Below are 2,547 nucleotides of genomic sequence, written 5' to 3' on the forward strand. Positions count from 1 at the left end.
GTGAAACGCATCGTCGTCACCACGTAACAGCCGACGGTTATTATAAGGGTCGTAAGGTCGTTAATAAGTAAGACAGGCCATGCCTGAACTGAACATAGCGATTGATGCAATGGGGGGCGATAATGGCCCCTCTATTGTTATAGAAGCCCTGGAAAAAGCGGTTCATCAGTATCCTGATGTTAAATTCACCGTTGTCGGGCATCAGCATGAACTCACCCCGTTGCTTGAAAAGCATCACTTAAACTCTCATCCGGCAGTAAAACTCATTCATGCAGAGCAAATCATCGAAATGGATGATAAGCCTGGGCAGTCTTTACGCAGCAAACCAGAATCCTCCATGCGCATTGCTCTTAATACACTAACAGAGGGCGATTGCCAGGCTATGGTAAGCGGGGGAAATACCGGCGCGCTGATGACTAACGCCTATTTTACTTTAAAAACCTTGCCCGGAGTGTTACGCCCGGCGTTAATGACAGCACTGCCGAATCAAACCGGTGGTAAATCGTATCTATTGGACTTGGGCGCCAACGCAAGCTGTGACTCGGAAACATTATTTCAATTTGGTGTTATGGGAGCTGTAGCTGCGGAGTATCTTTCTGGAGTGCCTGCCCCAAAAATTAGCCTTCTTAATATGGGCGAAGAGGACATTAAAGGTAACGATGTAGTGCGGAACGCGGCCGCGCGACTCGCACAATGCGACCACGTCAACTATATTGGTTTTATTGAAGGTAATCATTTATTCAGTGGACGTGCCGATGTCGTTGTTTGTGATGGCTTCGTGGGTAATATTGCACTGAAAAGCTGTGAAGGTCTTGCAACTTTCATTATTGAGCAGATGCGGGAAACGCTTAACTCACATTGGTTGTACCGATTCTTCTTCCGTTTTCTACAAAAACGAACGCACAAGTCCTGGGATAGGCTGAAGCCCGACCACTACAATGGTGCGAGTCTGATAGGATTGCGGCATGTCGTGATAAAAAGTCACGGTAGCGCTAGCGCCGGCGCTTTCTATAGTGCAATTCAGCAAGCCGTCGCAGAAGCGCATGAACAGCTTCCTGAACGAATTAAACATCGTGTCGAAGCAGTCTTATCAGAACAGCTGTAATCAGTTAAGTAGCGCTATGACTTATTCAAAAATTGTTGGTACCGGGCATTATCTTCCGGAACAACGACTGACCAATGAAGAACTCTCGAAACGCGTTGATACCTCCGATGAATGGATAACCGAACGTACGGGTATCAAGGAACGACGTATTGCGGGAGCTAACGAAACGGCCGCAACAATTGGGTTTGAAGCCGCTAAAGAAGCCTTAGCTGCGGCTCAACTGAATCCACAAGATGTGGATATGATAGTGGTTGCGACCACTTCTGCAGAACACGCATTTCCAAGTGCTGCATGTGAAATTCAGCGTATGCTGGGTATTACATCCATTCCCGCGTTTGATGTCGGAGCCGCATGCTCCGGTTTTATTTATGCACTTTCTGTTGCCGATCAATTTATTAAAAGTGGTCAACATCGCCGTATACTGGTGATAGGAGCCGACGTTCTTGCCCGGTTGTGTGATCCCGATGATCGCAACACTCTGGTACTTTTTGGTGACGGGGCCGGTGCTGTCATACTTGAACAAAGTGACTCCCCCGGTATTCTCTCAACTCACTTGTACAGCGCCGGTGAATACAGCCACTTATTAGGTGCGAAACAAGCCCCCAGAGGTACTGAAGGTAGTGCAGAAAGCGCCTGGATGTATATGAAAGGTAACGAGGTTTTTAAAGTTGCCGTTGCTAAGTTGAGCAGTTTGGTTACCGATACTCTGGCAGAGAATAGATTACAGGCGCAGGACCTGGACTGGCTAATACCTCACCAGGCAAATTTGCGTATCATTAAAGCAACAGCAAAGAAATTACATATGCCGATGGAGCGAGTGGTTATTACTTTGGATAAAACCGGTAATACTTCTGCGGCATCGGTGCCAATAGCACTTGACTGGGCGGTCAAAGACGGACGTATAAAACGCGGCCAAAAATTATTGTTAGAGGCCTTTGGTGGTGGTTTCGCCTGGGGCTCTGCGCTGGTTCAATATTAAGAGGGTAATTATGACTAAAACGGCATTGTTATTTCCGGGACAAGGGTCACAAAGCGTTGGAATGTTAGGCGATTTATCGAACGACTTTGCCTTAATTAAAGAAACATTTTCTGAAGCAAGTTCAGTTTTAGATTACGACCTATGGGAACTGGTTCAACAGGGGCCGGAGAAGAAACTTAATGATACCCAGCGCACACAGCCAGCTTTACTGACCGCTAGCGTTGCTTTATACCGTGTCGCTAAAGAAAAAGGCCTTGCCGATGTGAGCGTTATGGCGGGGCACAGCCTAGGTGAATATTCAGCACTTGTTTGCGCGGGAGCTCTTGGTTTTTCTGATGCGGTTAAATTAGTCGCTTTACGCGGTCAATTTATGCAACAAGCCGTTGCTGAAGGTGAAGGCGCTATGGCTGCAGTAATTGGCCTGGAAGACGCTGACATTGAGAATATTTGCCTGGAGCAAGCA

At 47.2% G+C, this 2,547-nt stretch carries 4 protein-coding genes; all 4 read left to right on the plus strand.

Annotated elements, in window-relative coordinates:
* Positions 1 to 71 (plus strand): 50S ribosomal protein L32 (gene rpmF / locus B3180_RS03020; protein WP_286843040.1); only part of this gene is annotated, 71 nt, incomplete at its 5' end.
* An 8-nt stretch (positions 72 to 79) separates the two neighbouring features.
* Positions 80 to 1,105: a phosphate acyltransferase PlsX gene (plsX, locus tag B3180_RS03025; RefSeq protein WP_054487652.1), complete on the plus strand. Its 1,026-nt coding sequence runs from the start codon at positions 80 to 82 to the stop codon at positions 1,103 to 1,105.
* Positions 1,106 to 1,121: 16 nt separating this feature from the next.
* Positions 1,122 to 2,084, plus strand: coding sequence for a beta-ketoacyl-ACP synthase III (locus B3180_RS03030; protein ID WP_054488521.1), 963 nt, complete (start codon positions 1,122 to 1,124; stop codon positions 2,082 to 2,084).
* A gap of 10 nt (positions 2,085 to 2,094) precedes the next feature.
* Positions 2,095 to 2,547: ACP S-malonyltransferase (locus B3180_RS03035; protein ID WP_286842955.1), on the plus strand; the 453-nt coding region annotated here is incomplete at its 3' end.

Origin of the sequence: Idiomarina sp. UBA4206, from assembly GCF_002383015.1 — a bacterium.
Classification (GTDB): domain Bacteria; phylum Pseudomonadota; class Gammaproteobacteria; order Enterobacterales; family Alteromonadaceae; genus Idiomarina; species Idiomarina abyssalis.